A 13,219-nucleotide genomic window follows, 5' to 3' on the forward strand; every position below is an offset into this window, starting at 1 on the left:
GACCGGAGAAAGAGCCATGCAAAGCCGCCGCCTTGGAAAAAGCGCCATCCACGTCTCCGACATCTGCATGGGGACGATGACCTTCGGCAGCCAGACCGACGAGGCGACGGCTTTCCGGGTGCTCGATCGCTGTTTCGATGCGGGGATCAACTTCTTCGACACCGCCGAAGGCTATCCGGTGCCGCCCGACGTCAAATGGGTCGGGCGCACCGAGGAAATCGTCGGGCGCTGGATGAAGACCAAGCCGCGCGACGCGATCATCATGGCGACCAAGGTGTCGGGGCCCAGCCACGTCTGGTTCAAGTCACCGTGCCGCAGCGGCATGACCGCGCTCGACCGCAAAAACATTATGCAGGCTATCGACGACAGCCTCACGCGGCTCCAGACCGACTATGTCGACCTTTACCAGACGCACTGGCCCGACCATGACGCGCCCTATGACGAAATCATGGATGCGCTCGACGAACTCGTCCGCGTCGGCAAGGTCCGCATCCTCGGCTGCTCGAACGAGACGAGTTGGGGGCTCATGAAGTCGCTTGCCGCATCGGAACGGCTCGGTGCCGCGCGCTATCAGACGATCCAGAATAATTTCAGCCTCAACAACCGGCGCTTCGAGGACGAGCTGAAACAGGTTTGCCGCCAGGAAAGCGTCAGCCTGATCCCCTATTCGCCGCTCGCCGGCGGGGTGCTGTCGGGCAAATATCAGGGCGGCGCGACGCCGGAGGGTGCGCGCTTCTCGCGCTACCTCGCAATGGAGGGGCGGCAGGCGGCGATGGGCAAGCGCTTCGTCAACGAAAAGAGCCTCGCGGCGACCGAGCGCTATCTCGCGATCGCCGCCGAAGCGGGGCTGCATCCGGTGACGATGGCGACCGCATGGTCGAAACAGCATGATTTCGTCGCTTCGACGATCGTCGGGGTCAGCGCCTATGAGCAGGTCCAGCCGATCCTCGACGCGATCGACCTTGTGCTCGGCGACGATGTGATGACCGCGCTGCATCAGGTGAGCAAGGACATCCTCTATCCGATGGGCTGAGCGGCTTGTGCGCCGCGCCGCGACTGCTAATCTCGCCAACCGTTGAAAAAGGATCCGCCGATGCTCCCCGTCCGCCGCCCGCTCTTCGCCCTAGCCGCCTTTGCCGCCGCGGTCGGCACCGCGCATGCCGCGAACCCGGTGATGTTCCGCGACGCCGGGTGCGGTTGCTGCCTCAAATGGCTCGAACAGGTGAAGGCGTCGTTCAGGCAGAAGGCGGTGGTCGTCAACTCGAAGGACATGGACGCGGTCAAGGACAAGCAGGGGGTGCCGCAGGCGCTGCGCAGCTGCCACACCGTCTTGGTCGGCGGCTATGTGATCGAAGGCCATGTCCCCGCGAAGGACATCGCCCGCCTGCTCCGCGAAAAGCCCAAGGGCGTCAAAGGCCTTGCCGTCGCCGGAATGCCGACCGGTTCGCCGGGCATGGAACATGGCAATGTGCGCGAAGCCTATAAGGTCATGACCTTCGGCCCCGCCGGACAGCGCGTTTACGCGAGCTATGCGGCGAGCGGCGGCGCACGCGCGCATTGAACTCCTTCCGTCATCCCGGCGAAGGCCGGGATCTCACCCTATCGGTTTGCCGCACCGGCGAGATCCCGGCCTTCGCCGGGATGACGAAACAAGGCCTACAAACTCGCCTCGAACAACGCCAGCATCCGCGCCCACGCCTTTTCGGCTGCGGCCTCATTGTAGGCGCGGCCATCGGGCGGGCACCAGCCGTGCATCGCGCCTTCATATACCTCGACCTCGTGCCATTGCGTGCGCGGCTCGAGCACCGCCTTCAGCAGCACTTTCTCGTTCGGGGTTTCCTTGTCGTCATTGTCGGCGATCGCGAACAGGTAGCCGGCACTGGTCCCGGGAATCAGCAGGTGCGGGCTGTCAGGCTTGTCGGTGCCGACCCCGCCGCCGTGGAAGCTCGCCGCGGCACCGACGCGATCGGGGCGCAGCGCGGCGGTGTAGATCGTCATCTCCCCGCCCATGCAATAGCCGGTGGTTCCGATCCGCCGCCTGGTATCGACCTCCTTCTGGGCATCGAGGAAGGCGAGCAGCGCCGCCGCGTCGGTCTCGCCGGTCGCGCGGGTCAACTGCTTGCGATAACCCATCAGCTTTTCGCGCACTTCAGGGTTGCCCCAATCATTCGCCGCATCGACGACCGGCGATTTCTGCCAGCGGTAAAAGGGATTGATCGTCAGCACCGCATAGCCCTCGCCCGCCAGCCGGTCGGCCATCTGGCGAAAGGCGGGACGCAGCCCGCGGATGTCGGGCCACACCAGCACCGCCGGGTGCCGGCCCTGCGCGGGCGCGACGAAATAGGCGTCGCACACGCCGTCGGCGGTCTTGATCGTGACATCGCGCCCTTTCACCGGCTTCCCCGCGATTGCGCGCGCGGGCAGCGCCGCGATCAGCGCGCCGGCGCCCGCCAGCGCGGCAAAGCTGCGGCGCCCAACGGGCATCCCGGCACGGTCGAGATCGGCTTCGGTCTTGTCGGTACACATGCTGTCTCTCCTTGGGGGCTTGCGGAGAAGTCGCGGAAAACTGCGCAACTTTACTCGCGATTGCATATTTCGTCCCGTCTTCGGGATCGAGCCAAGGGCAAAGCTAATCCAGCGCGCAATTGTAGGACAGCGCTTTTTTGCTGGCGCTAAACGACAGGGAGGAAATCGATCTCGTCGAAGCTCAGCGCCACATGATGCACGCCAACCTCGCGCAGCAGCCCGCCGTGCGCGGCGCGGTCGACGATATGCCCCGCGCCGCAGAAACCGACGACGGTCATTCCCGCCGCAAGCGCCGCCTGTGCGCCGGTCGGCGAATCCTCGACCGCAAGACACCGCGCCGGATCGACGCCCAGCCCTGTGGCGGCAGCAAGATAGATGTCGGGATGCGGTTTGCCGCGATCCCAGCCGTCGGCGCTATAGACATGCCCGCCGAAATGATGATCGAGCCCGAACAGCCCCAGCGCCCAGCCGATATATTCGGCGCGGCTCGACGAGGCGATCGCGCGGGGCAGCGGCCCCAGTCGGCCAAGAAACTCGGCGGCGCCCGGAACCGCTTCGAAACCTTCCATGAAGCGCGCGCGGGCGCGGGTCCGGTGCGTCTCGCGGAAATCGGCGGGAAGTGGACGGCCAAAGCGCGCCTCGATCCGCCGCTGCGTCTCCTGCCAATTATGGCCATAATAGTCGCGGAGGCACTCATCATAGGTCGCTGGCATCCCGATCGCGGTCAGGCTTTCGGACAGCGACATATTCGCGCGCACCTCGCTGTCGGCGATGACGCCGTCGAAATCGAAAATGATGGCGGCGAAAGACATGCGGCTAGGACATGACCCCGGCATCGCGCGCAAACGCCCACGCCCCCTCGCCCGACCAGCCTCGCCCGTCGGGGAAACTGAGCTTGATCCCGCTGAGCTGCTCCGGCGCGAACAGCCGCATGTTGACGCCCATCATGTCGACCGAGCCGCCCATCCGCTCGATCAGCCCCGCGGTTGCCGACCAGTGGGTCGAGCAGCCGCAGGTTGGACAGAAATGAAGGTCCGAATTGGGGTTTGGCCGGTCGGCGCGATTATAGGTCCGCGTCGCGCCCTCAATGACAACATCGCGCGGCGAATAATAGGCCCAGAGAATGCCGTGCGAAAAGCACAGTGAACAATTGCACTCGGCGATTTCCTCGGGCGCCTTGGCGAGCTGCACCGAGACGGCGCCGCAGTGGCAGGTGGTGATCCAGGTCATTCTACTGAACTTCTGCGAAGAAGATTGCCGACCACATCAAGCCCAATCTACACCGTTGTGCCAGATTCGAGTATGATGGCGAATCTGTCCACGCCCAGAATTGGTGTCAAAATAGGTGGGCTTACTCCTATACTTCAAAAACTTCGGCCACGTCGGGATTTGGGCATGCTGTTGCTGCACGTGCACAAGAAGTTCATTTTCCTTGGGCGCCTCACCCTCAGAGAGCACCAAATATTCTTTATACTCCTCGTTTTCTTCTTTTAGCTGAGCGACCCGTAAGGTGTGCGCCCTAAGCCTTTGTGGCCATTCAGCCTGAAACCGCCGGTACTGCGAAAGGATAGCCTCGCGATTGGATGTAGCAGAAAAGTATATGGCAGCGCGAGCATTGCTAAACTGGAGCATATTGACCACGTCGGCATCTTTGCGACGGGAGAGCCGAAGCCAACCAGCGATCTTCGGCACATGATAAACGTCACCGTCATATCCCATCGCCGCGACCCGAGGAGATATCGGTAGGAAGAAGATCGCCCCGGCATGCCCAGGACCAAAATGCTGACGTTTCATTCTCTGAAGCTGCCAACGATTTGTATGGACTACAGGGTTATCTCCGACAACAAAGTCTAGGTCGGTTTCATTCCTGATCAAGCATATGGCGAGATCGTCCAGCATCGGCATGTTTTGCACGTAAGCCCTCATCGCGAATTGGGTTAGCGTACGTTCGTCAGGAAGCGGCTCAATATCTGAGCCCGGCATACGACTGAGACCCTCTCGCATCAGAACCATCGCTTCTGCGTTGTGCTGGAGGCTTGATAAGGTTCTATAATGCTGGAATAAAATGAAGCGATTGAGAAACGTTGCTTGATCGATGTCTTTAGGCAAGAACGATCCATCGACGATGGAATTTCGGGCGACGCCATATTGGGTTTCCATCGCTTGAATGGCATTTTCAAGCTTTGGATCTGACCCATAGAAATATGGCTTTGAGCACTGGCTCGATACGCTAACATCTGACTGAATTTTCCCCGATCTAATCAGGAGCATTTCTAAAGAAATGCCTTCCTCATTCTTCGTGAACGGCTTCAGCAAGCCCTTTGGGACATAGTGTTGATTCTTATTGTGGGCCATCTTGCGATACTGTCACCCGGGGCGATATAATCAATCTTCCGCTCTGTCACTCGACCGTCACCGACTTCGCCAGGTTGCGTGGTTGATCGACGTCCGTCCCCTTTGCCACCGCCACGTGGTACGCCAGGAGCTGCACCGGCACCGCATAGACCAGCGGCGCAATCAGCGGATGGACCTTGGGCATTTCGATCGTCGCCATGCAGCCGTCACCGGCTTCGGCGAGGCCTTCGGCGTCGCTGATCAGCACGACCTTGCCGCCGCGCGCCATGACTTCCTGCATGTTGCTGACGGTCTTTTCGAACAAAGGTCCGCTCGGCGCGAGGACGATCACGGGGACCGCCTCGTCGATCAGCGCGATCGGGCCGTGCTTCATCTCGCCCGACGCGTAGCCTTCGGCGTGGATGTAGGAGATTTCCTTGAGCTTCAGCGCGCCCTCGAGCGCTAGCGGATAGTCGGGGCCACGGCCGAGGTAGAGAACATCGCGCGCCGGGGCGACGAGATGTGCCATTTTCGAGATGTCCTCGTCGTGCGCGAGTGCGGCGTTCAATGCGGCGGGCGCCTCGATCAGATGTTTGACGATCTCGCGCTCGTCGGCTTCGCTGAGCTTGCCCTTTTTGAGCGCGAGATGCGCGGCGAGCGCGGCGAGGACCGCGAGCTGGCAGGTGAAGGCCTTGGTCGAGGCGACGCCGATCTCCGGCCCCGCGTGGGTCGGAAGCAGCAGGTCGGCCTCGCGCGCCATGCTGCTCGTCGGCACATTGACGACGACGGCGATCGTCTGGCCGTTCGCCTTGCAATGGCGCAGCGCCGCGAGCGTGTCGGCGGTCTCGCCCGACTGCGAGATGAACAGCGCGAGCCCGCCCGGTTGCAGCACCGGGTCGCGGTAGCGGAACTCGCTCGCGACATCGATATCGACGGGGACGCGCGCGAAGGTTTCGAACCAATATTTGGCGACCATCCCCGCGTAGAAGCTGGTGCCGCAGGCGACGATGGTGATGCGGTCGATCTTGCTGAGGTCGAAGTCCATCTGCGGCAGCGCGACCGTCTGTTCGAGCGGGCGGATGTAGGAGGAGAGCGTCTGCGCGACCACCGTCGGCTGCTCGAAAATCTCCTTCTGCATGAAGTGGCGGTAATTGCCCTTTTCGACCGCCGCAGCGGTGACGCCGCTGGTGGTGATCTCGCGTTGCACCGGATTATTGTCAGCATCGTAGATCTGCGCGCCATCGCGGGTGATGACGACCCAGTCGCCCTCGTCGAGATAGGCGATCTTCTGCGTCAGCGGCGCGAGCGCGAGCGCGTCGGAGCCGAGGAACGTCTCGCCCTCGCCATAGCCAACGACGAGTGGCGAACCGAGCCGCGCACCGATGAGCAGGCCGGGATGCTGGCGAAAGGCGATGGCGAGCGCGAAGGCACCGCGGAGCTGCGGCAGCACCGCCTGCACGGCTTCCTGCGGCGACTTGCCCGCTTCGACCTGTTCGCTGACGAGGTGGGCGACGACTTCGGTGTCGGTTTCGCTCTCGAAACTCCGCCCGCGCGCCTGCAAAGCCTCGCGCAGCGGTTTGAAATTCTCGATGATCCCGTTGTGGACCAGCGCGACCTCGCCCGTCGCGTGGGGGTGCGCGTTGCTCGTCGTCGGCGCGCCGTGCGTCGCCCAGCGCGTGTGCGCGATGCCGACGGTGCCGGGTGCGGGGTTGCCCGCCAGCTCCTTCACCAGATTGCCAAGCTTGCCCTCGGCGCGGCGGCGGATCAGCTGGCCGCCCTCGACGGTGCAGACGCCCGCCGAGTCATAGCCGCGATACTCCATCCGCTTCAGCCCGTCGACGAGCCGATCGGCGACCTGATCCTTGCCGATGATTCCGATAATTCCGCACATGTGGGTCTGGCTTTCGTCTTAGAGCGTGTAGGGGACACGGATGCCCGGCATGTTCGCCGGGAAATCCTTTGTATTGCGGGTAATCAGTACCCGTCCGCGGGTAAGCGCGGTTGCGAGGATGATGGCATCCATCGCTTTCAGCCGAACGCGTTCGCGCCGCAAAGCAGCAGCGCGTCGGCCAATTTCGGCATCGACTTCATCCACGCTGAACCCGGACAGAAGCGTTTCGGCGCGACGCAGGCCGTCGCCCTCACCCTTCGACATCACTTCGATCCACACCACGCGGCTAATCCACGCGCGCGAACCGAAGTCGGTGGCGCGATCGATCTCTGCGCGCGCCGGACCAAAGCCAGCGAGCGCATCGATGATGATATTTGAATCGAAGCTGAAGCCGCTCACCGAGAAGCGGGCTTTTTGGGCTTGGGGTATTTTCCTGCCAGCATGTCGAGATGGATCCGCCGCTGGCGATCGTCCTCCGCATCGAACAGGTCCGGAAACTCGGCTTTGACGTCTTCGTAGTCATCATCCCACGGGCGCGTCGAGGCGGCGCGTTCGCGCCGCTGCCACTCGACCGAATCGCCGATATCAGCCCGGTCCTTCCACGCACCAAAGCCGATATCGAGCCACTCCTTGCGCTGCGACGCCTGTGACTGCGCCCGATAATCCGTAACGGCATCGCGAAGCACCGACGCGCGCGACTTTCCCTGCTCGGCAGCAAGCTGGTCGAGCCACTGGATGTCTTCATCGGGCAGGTCGGCGAGAATGCGGGTCATTGATATACTGATATCATATCATGATATCATGTCAAGCGCGGTCGAAGTTGCGATCGACGAAAATCATGGCGAACTGCACCGGATCGGGCGCCATTCCGTTGCCTGCTTCGAACCGCGCCTGACCATCTGTCCAGATCTTGCGGATCTGCGCGGGCAGATCGGGGCCGAATTTCATCTGCTGCTCGACGATCTGCTCCCAGCTGCCGGTGATGCCGAAGCTTTGCTCGAGCTGCGGCACCATCGCCTTGCAATAGGTTTCGGTGGCCGCGTCGAGATGCCCGATCGCCTTTAGCACCCACGCGTCGACGAAGCGCAGGAAGGGCTTGTCGGTATAACGATCGCTCACTTGTTCTTCTCCATCGTCCATTCGTCGCGGAGCAGGCCATAAATCAGCGAATCGCGGATGCCGATATGCGTTTCCCACTCACCGCGCAGGCGTCCCTCATATTGAAAGCCCAGCCGTTCGAGCAGCGCGATCGATCCGCCGTTTTCCGGATCGGTATCGGCAAAGATGCGCCGCAATCTGAGGTCGCCGAACCCGTAATCGATCACCCGCGCAACGGCTTCGCGCGCAAGGCCGCTGCCCCATTGGTCGCGGCGCAGGATATAGCCGATCTCCTTGACGTCGGGCTTGCCGTCGATGAGGATTACCCAGCCGAGCGCGGTGTCGTCGCCCGCGTCGGTGATCGCCCAGCAGAGATAGCCCTCATCCTCGGCCGCATTGCCTTTGACATAGTCGGCTGTCTCGGCGAGCGACTGGTGCGGGCCGCTCGACCACCAGGTCATCACCTCTGCGTCCGACAGCACCGGAAACAGCGCGGCGGCATCGTCCGCGCGCAGTTGGCGCAGCACAAGGCGCGCGGTGGTCAGCGTCGGCGCGGGCATCGGGCTATTTCTTCTCCGCCGCCTTTTTCTTGCGCATCGTATCGTGGAAGCGGTCGGCCCATCCGGGCTTGATCAGCTGCTCGGCGCGGACCATGCGCAGGTCGCCGGCAGCGACGTCGCGCGACACCGCGCTGCCCGCGGCGACGATCGCGTCGCGGCCGATGGTGACGGGGGCGATCAGCGCGCTGTTCGACCCGATGAACGCATTTTCGCCGATGACGGTCTGATATTTGAAATAGCCGTCGTAATTGCAGGTGATCGTCCCGGCGCCGATATTGGCGCCCGCGCCGACGGTCACATCGCCCAGATAAGTCAGGTGGTTCGCCTTGGCGCCCTTGCCGAGCACCGCCTTTTTGGTTTCGACGAAATTGCCGATCTTGGCCTTTTCGCCGAGCACCGTGCCGGGGCGCAGGCGCGCGAAGGGACCGACTTCGCAGCCGGCGCCGATCGTCGCGCCCTCGATATGGCTGTTGGCGCGGATCGTGACATTGTCGGCGACCTTTACGCCGGGGCCGAAAAAGACGTTGGGCTCGATCGTCACGTCGCGGCCAAGCTCGGTATCCCACGAGAACCAGACGGTTTCGGGCGCGATAAGTGTCGCGCCGTTGGCCATTGCTTCATGACGGCGAAGCCCCTGCCATTCCGCCTCCATCGACGCAAGCTCGCCGCGGCTGTTGATTCCGGCAACGTCATAGGGATCGGTCTTGATGACCACGCAGCGTCGCTTGTCCGAAATCGCCAGATTGACGATGTCGACCAGATAATATTCTCCCGCCGCATTTTCATTGGTCACCCTTGCGAGCAGGGCGAATAAATCCTTTGCACGCACCGCCATCAGGCCGCTGTTGCAAACGCGAAAATCGCGTTCGGCCTGCGTCGCATCCTTAAATTCGACCATCTTTGTGATCGTGCCATCGTCCCAGCTGATCACACGGCCATATTGAAGCCCGTCCCACGGTTCGAAACCAAGCACGACGACTGCGGGTGCGTCATCGGCGTTGAGCCGGTCGATCATCGCCTGCATCGTCGCGGCGGGAACGAACGGCACGTCGCCGTAGAGGATCAGCACATCGCCGTCGAAACCCGCGAGCGCGGTTTCGGCCTGCTGCACCGCATGGCCGGTGCCGAGCTGCGGATCCTGTACCGCCAGATCAGCGGTGCCGCCGAGCGCGGCCTCGAGCTGGTCGGCCTTGTCGCCGACGACCACCACTTTTTTCGCGGGGCTCAGCGCGTCAACGCTGGCCATCAGATGCAGCAGCATCGGGCGCCCACCGATCGGGTGCAGCACCTTGTGCAGGTCGGATTTCATGCGGGTACCCTTGCCCGCGGCAAGGACGATAGCGGCGATCGGATTGCTCATGCGCGCTGCCATGCCAGCAAATCATTGCGGTTTCCAGAGCATCGCGCCATGCGCAGCCGATGAACGGATTTCCTTTCGCGATCGTGGGCTTCGACCTCGACGGAACGCTGATCGATACCGCGGGCGACCTGACCGCCGCGGTCAACCATGCGCTGAGCCTTGCCGCACGCTCACCGCTGACCGAGGCGGAGGTGCGGCCGATGATCGGGCTGGGCGCGCAGCATATGCTGGAACAGGGCTTTGCCGCGACCGGCGGTGTTCCGGGCGGCGATTTCGAGCGGCTCTACTGCGAATTGCTGCGCTTCTACGAAGCACATATCGCGGTACACAGCCGCCCCTACCCGGGGGTGATAGCAGCGCTCGATCGGTTCGATGCGCTGGGTGTGAAGACGGCAGTCGTCACCAACAAGCGCGAGGATATGGCGTGCAAACTGCTCAGCGCGCTCGGGCTTGCGGAGCGGATGGCGACGATTATTGGCGGCGATACGCTGGGGCCGGACAAGGCCAAACCCTCGCCCGCCCCGATCCTTGCGATGATCGAGCGCTGCGGCGGCGGGCGCGCGGCGTTTGTCGGTGACAGCATTTATGACGTGATGGCAGCCAACGGCGCCGGTGTGACCAGTGTGGCGGTCAGTTTCGGCTTTCTCGATAGACCTGTGCAAGAGCTGGGCGCCGATCATGTCATCGACCATTATGACGAACTGGTCCCGCTGCTTCGGGAACTATGGCCCTCCCCTTCAGGGGAGGGCAGCGAGACTTACGAACTTGTTCGTTAGTCGCAGCGGGTGGGGTCCAGCGGCCGAGCGCATTGCCGCTGGCCCCCACCCCAACCCCTCCCCTAAAGGGGAGGGGCTTATGGCTTCTTCCGCCACTTCGTCCACAGATGCTTCGCCAGCATGGCGGGCGGCATGCGCAGCCAGTGCGAGCGGATGTAGAAAGCTTGCTCCAGCAGCAGTCGGGTCACCCGGCCCCAATCGTCGCGCGCGAGCAGGCGTCGGCGATACCAGACGTCGCTCCCATCCTGCCCGTCCCAGCCCGATGGCAACACGCTGCCGTACAAATCGCGCGCCAGCCGTGCAGCCCGCCGCACCGCGGCGCGCAGCCCGTGCAGTTCCGCGCGCGCGTCAAGCTTGCCCCAGAAGCCCGCGTCCGCGGCGGCGAAATCACGCGTCATGAGATGGAAATCCCACAGATTGCGCAGCCCGCCCTGCAAATCGCCGTCGGCGAGCAGATGCGCGGCGCAGTGGCACGCCATGTCGGCGGGATTCAGCACCGCAAAGCCATCGGGGCGCTTCACCGCGTCGCTCATCAGCGCCAGCGCATCGGGGGTGATCCGGTGCGTGCGCGGCAGGATCGTGTGGTGGACGTCGATCATCCGGTCGCGCGCCTTGTGGATCAGCGGCGGCAGCTCGTGCATATGCTCGCGGTAGTAGAAATCGTCATAGGGGTCGGCCTTGACCCACTCCCACCCGGCCTTGAGCAGCGCATTTTCGGCGCGGCGAATGTCGGGCTCAGAAACCAATATATCGAGGTCGCCGATCTGCCGTCCGGCGGCGCAGGCCATATCGGCGGCGGCATAGGCGGCGCCCTTCAGCAGCACGAACTCGATCCCCAGCGGGGCCAGCGCCCGGCGCGCCATCTCCGCCTCCCACAGCGCCTGTTGCCGCGCGACTGCCGCCGCAGCGCGTTGATCAGCAAACAGGGCCGCAACGGTCGGCGGCAGCGCGGAATCTTTCAGCCGGTGCGCGAGGGTCGCCAACATCGTCTCGCTGCGCGCGACGCCGATTACCCCGTCCCAGTCGCGCGGCGCCAGCGTGGCGGCATCACGGCGCCCGGCAAGCAGGTCGACGAAGGTCTGCGCCGAGCTCACCGGGCCGCGTCCGCCCATAATTGTTCGACCAGCGCGATCCCCGCGGCGCCGTCGGGATAGGAGATGCCGAACGCCGGCGTCTCGCGCACCAACCGAGTCAGCGCGGCAAAACCCGCCTCGCCGAGCGCGACATAGTTGGTCGACGCCTCGGTCAGCCGCACGAACGCCTCGCCCTCGCCCATCGGCTCGATGCTCGCTTCACCGCCAAAGCGCGGGAACAGGAGCAGCGCGGGCCGCGCGGGTTCGTGCATCGCCGCGATCGCGTCGGCGCGCGGGATCAGGTGGCGAATGTCGCCTTTCGGCGTCCCCGCCAGCAGCGGACCGAGCCGCGCGACATCGACCCGCGCCGCAACCGCCGCAATCGCTTCATTCTTGAGGCTGACCGCGCGCGGGAAGGCCAGTGCATCGCCGCTCGCCGGATCGATCAGCGTGAATTCGTCACCCATCAACCGCCAGTCGCCCTCACCCAGCAGCGCCGCGAGCGTCGATTTGCCCGACCCCGATTCGCCCGACATGATGAGCGCGCGGCCATCCTTTGCAACGGCGCTGGCGTGGAGCAGCATGTGGCGCCGCCACCCCAGCGCGACCTGCAAATTCATCCCCATTTCGGCGGCGAGGAGCCCCATCGACAGCGGCAGAGGCAGCGCGTCGGGGACGACAAAGTCGCCGCCGATATGCACCGACGGCCGCAGCCAGCGCCGCCACGGCCGCGCCGCGAACAGCCGAACGGTCGCGTCGGCAGGCCGTGCTTCGTCTTGCGGATAGCCCGCGTAGAGCCGGTCGAGCGCGGCAATGGGCGCCGCCCAGTCGCTGCCGATCCGGAACTGCACGGGGCCGACCGCGATGCGCGTGCTGTGCCTCACGCGCGCTCCACCAGCCCCATGGCGGCAAGCTCGCCCAGCCGTTCGTTCAGGATCGCCCCCACGTCCGCAACGCCGTCAAGGTCAAAGCGTGCGGCGAGGCGCGCCGCAAGCGTCGCCGCATCGCAATCGCCCGCACCCATCGCTTCCAATATTTCGGGCATCGGCGACACGACCAGATGCGTCTGCACCGACCGCCGGTCAAAGATTGCGGTGACCTCGCCCAGCGGTTCGAAGCGCAGCGCGCCGGGCGGCGCCGCGCGATAGGCGGGATCAGGCATAATCTTCGGCGGCGGCGGTCAGCTTGGCGAGGATCGCCATCATTGTTTCGCGCTCGGCAGCGCTGATCCGCGATTCCAGCTGCGCCTCGCTCGCCAGCGCCGCAGGGACGATCGCGTCGTACAGCGACCATCCCGTCGCGGTGAGTTCCAGATGATGCGACCGCCCGTCAACCTCATGCGCCTGCCGCGCGATCAGCTGCCGGTCGGCGAGCGCTTTTGCGGCGCGGTTGACCGTCACCTTGTCCATCCGCGTCGCTTCGACCAGTTCGCGCTGCGTCTTGGGCTTTCCCTCGCCGAGCACCGCCATCAACCGCCATTCCGGAATCTTCAGCCCGAAGCGGTTCTGATATTCGGCGGCGATCCGTTCGGAGAGCGCATTCGACGCGATCGACAGGCGATAGGGCAGGAAATTGTCGAGGTTCAGTTTCTTGGCGGCCAT

At 64.0% G+C, this 13,219-nt stretch carries 17 protein-coding genes; 3 read left to right on the top strand and 14 right to left on the bottom strand.

Annotated elements, in window-relative coordinates; genetic code table 11:
* Positions 1-16: 16 nt before the first annotated feature.
* Positions 17-1,033 (top strand): aldo/keto reductase, encoded by a 1,017-nt coding sequence (locus tag G9408_RS05105; protein ID WP_168452952.1) that lies wholly within the window; start codon positions 17-19, stop codon positions 1,031-1,033.
* 60 nt (positions 1,034-1,093) lie between these two features.
* Positions 1,094-1,561 (top strand): DUF411 domain-containing protein, encoded by a 468-nt coding sequence (locus G9408_RS05110; protein WP_168452953.1) that lies wholly within the window; start codon positions 1,094-1,096, stop codon positions 1,559-1,561.
* 95 nt (positions 1,562-1,656) lie between these two features.
* Here the strand turns inward: G9408_RS05110 and G9408_RS05115 are convergent, their stop codons facing one another.
* From G9408_RS05115 to glmU, 10 genes are all read right to left on the bottom strand, one after another.
* Positions 1,657-2,526, bottom strand: coding sequence for a dienelactone hydrolase family protein (locus G9408_RS05115; protein WP_168452954.1), 870 nt, complete (start codon positions 2,524-2,526; stop codon positions 1,657-1,659).
* Positions 2,527-2,672: 146 nt separating this feature from the next.
* Positions 2,673-3,338, bottom strand: a complete 666-nt coding sequence (locus G9408_RS05120; RefSeq protein ID WP_168452955.1) for an HAD family hydrolase — start codon at positions 3,336-3,338, stop codon at positions 2,673-2,675.
* Positions 3,339-3,342: 4 nt separating this feature from the next.
* Positions 3,343-3,756, bottom strand: a complete 414-nt coding sequence (locus G9408_RS05125) for a GFA family protein (protein WP_168452956.1) — start codon at positions 3,754-3,756, stop codon at positions 3,343-3,345.
* Positions 3,757-3,792: 36 nt separating this feature from the next.
* Entirely contained in the window at positions 3,793-4,881 is a 1,089-nt protein-coding gene (locus G9408_RS05130; RefSeq protein ID WP_168452957.1) for a DUF4238 domain-containing protein, read from the bottom strand.
* A 46-nt stretch (positions 4,882-4,927) separates the two neighbouring features.
* Positions 4,928-6,751: a glutamine--fructose-6-phosphate transaminase (isomerizing) gene (glmS, locus tag G9408_RS05135; RefSeq protein ID WP_168452958.1), complete on the bottom strand. Its 1,824-nt coding sequence runs from the start codon at positions 6,749-6,751 to the stop codon at positions 4,928-4,930.
* Positions 6,752-6,769: 18 nt separating this feature from the next.
* Entirely contained in the window at positions 6,770-7,150 is a 381-nt protein-coding gene (locus tag G9408_RS05140; RefSeq protein ID WP_168452959.1) for a PIN domain-containing protein, read from the bottom strand.
* Positions 7,147-7,524, bottom strand: a complete 378-nt coding sequence (locus G9408_RS05145) for a ribbon-helix-helix protein, CopG family (RefSeq protein ID WP_168452960.1) — start codon at positions 7,522-7,524, stop codon at positions 7,147-7,149. The genes G9408_RS05140 and G9408_RS05145 overlap by 4 nt, the downstream gene beginning before the upstream one ends.
* 31 nt (positions 7,525-7,555) lie before the next feature.
* Positions 7,556-7,870 carry a hypothetical protein gene (locus G9408_RS05150; protein WP_168452961.1) on the bottom strand — a complete coding sequence of 105 codons (315 nt, stop codon included), beginning with the start codon at positions 7,868-7,870 and terminating at the stop codon, positions 7,556-7,558.
* Positions 7,867-8,409: a GNAT family N-acetyltransferase gene (locus G9408_RS05155; protein ID WP_168452962.1), complete on the bottom strand. Its 543-nt coding sequence runs from the start codon at positions 8,407-8,409 to the stop codon at positions 7,867-7,869. The genes G9408_RS05150 and G9408_RS05155 overlap by 4 nt, the downstream gene beginning before the upstream one ends.
* A 4-nt stretch (positions 8,410-8,413) precedes the next feature.
* Positions 8,414-9,769 carry a bifunctional UDP-N-acetylglucosamine diphosphorylase/glucosamine-1-phosphate N-acetyltransferase GlmU gene (gene glmU / locus G9408_RS05160; RefSeq protein WP_235957473.1) on the bottom strand — a complete coding sequence of 452 codons (1,356 nt, stop codon included), beginning with the start codon at positions 9,767-9,769 and terminating at the stop codon, positions 8,414-8,416.
* A gap of 59 nt (positions 9,770-9,828) precedes the next feature.
* Between glmU and G9408_RS05165 the strand changes: the two genes are divergently transcribed.
* Positions 9,829-10,545, top strand: coding sequence for an HAD hydrolase-like protein (locus G9408_RS05165; RefSeq protein ID WP_168452964.1), 717 nt, complete (start codon positions 9,829-9,831; stop codon positions 10,543-10,545).
* Between the two features lie 77 nt (positions 10,546-10,622).
* Here G9408_RS05165 and G9408_RS05170 read toward each other — a convergent pair whose 3' ends face one another.
* The 4 genes from G9408_RS05170 to G9408_RS05185 are packed head-to-tail and all read right to left on the bottom strand — an operon-like array spanning position 10,623 to position 13,219.
* Complete coding sequence (locus G9408_RS05170) at positions 10,623-11,657, bottom strand: nucleotidyltransferase domain-containing protein (protein WP_168452965.1); 1,035 nt, start codon at positions 11,655-11,657, stop codon at positions 10,623-10,625.
* Positions 11,636-12,502 carry an HprK-related kinase A gene (locus G9408_RS05175; RefSeq protein ID WP_168452966.1) on the bottom strand — a complete coding sequence of 289 codons (867 nt, stop codon included), beginning with the start codon at positions 12,500-12,502 and terminating at the stop codon, positions 11,636-11,638. Before G9408_RS05175 ends, G9408_RS05170 begins: the two co-directional genes overlap by 22 nt.
* Complete coding sequence (locus G9408_RS05180; RefSeq protein ID WP_168452967.1) at positions 12,499-12,780, bottom strand: HPr-rel-A system PqqD family peptide chaperone; 282 nt, start codon at positions 12,778-12,780, stop codon at positions 12,499-12,501. The genes G9408_RS05175 and G9408_RS05180 overlap by 4 nt, the downstream gene beginning before the upstream one ends.
* The gene (locus G9408_RS05185) at positions 12,773-13,219 is read right to left on the bottom strand and encodes a MarR family winged helix-turn-helix transcriptional regulator (protein ID WP_120216071.1); all 447 of its coding nucleotides are present in this window, start codon (positions 13,217-13,219) and stop codon (positions 12,773-12,775) included. The genes G9408_RS05180 and G9408_RS05185 overlap by 8 nt, the downstream gene beginning before the upstream one ends.

The sequence above is a fragment of the Sphingopyxis microcysteis genome (assembly GCF_012274265.1).
Lineage (GTDB): Bacteria > Pseudomonadota > Alphaproteobacteria > Sphingomonadales > Sphingomonadaceae > Sphingopyxis > Sphingopyxis microcysteis.